A 568-nucleotide genomic window follows, 5' to 3' on the forward strand; every position below is an offset into this window, starting at 1 on the left:
CTGACCATTAGCATCGCGTCGTGATGGGGCACCGCWTTGCCAAAAGCAAGCGAGTGTTGCGAAGGGAGGAAGTACACTTTAAGTCTGTGATGAGCAGATGTTTTTTTTTAGTGGCACCCAAACCGATTCGCTATCGGGGTATTCCGGCGTGGTCACCTGTGGAAGCAGAAGACGACAACGAGAAACCGTGCACGGGAGTAACTTTGGCTCACTTTAGTCAATTGCCATTGAGCTAGAAAGCTAAACAGCAAAGYGAAACAAACCGACACTGAAGAAARCATCYTGTCCCCACACAGCACACAACCCAAGGGAAGACGTTGAGAGTTTATTACAGCCTGTACGGTCACTTGCTCAGTAAAGAGCGACTATACAGAGGATTTAAAAAGGTGTGTAAAGCGAAAGGCGCGGCCGGAATAGATAGGCAGAGCCTGAGCGACTTCGCCTCAAATCTGAGTGATAACCTTGACCAACTCCTCTCTGAGCTCAAAACCAAGCAGTACCAACCACAGCCGGTCAGACGGGTAGAAATCCCGAAAGACGGCGGTGGAGTGAGATTGCTTGGCATCCC

Annotated in this window: 1 pseudogene; it reads left to right on the forward strand. The window is 50.0% G+C overall.

The annotated features are described in order from the left end of the window. Positions 1-317: 317 nt before the first annotated feature. A pseudogene (locus CIK04_RS35875) lies at positions 318-568 on the forward strand (group II intron reverse transcriptase/maturase); the annotation flags it as partial.

This window comes from Vibrio sp. 03_296 (assembly GCF_002265885.1).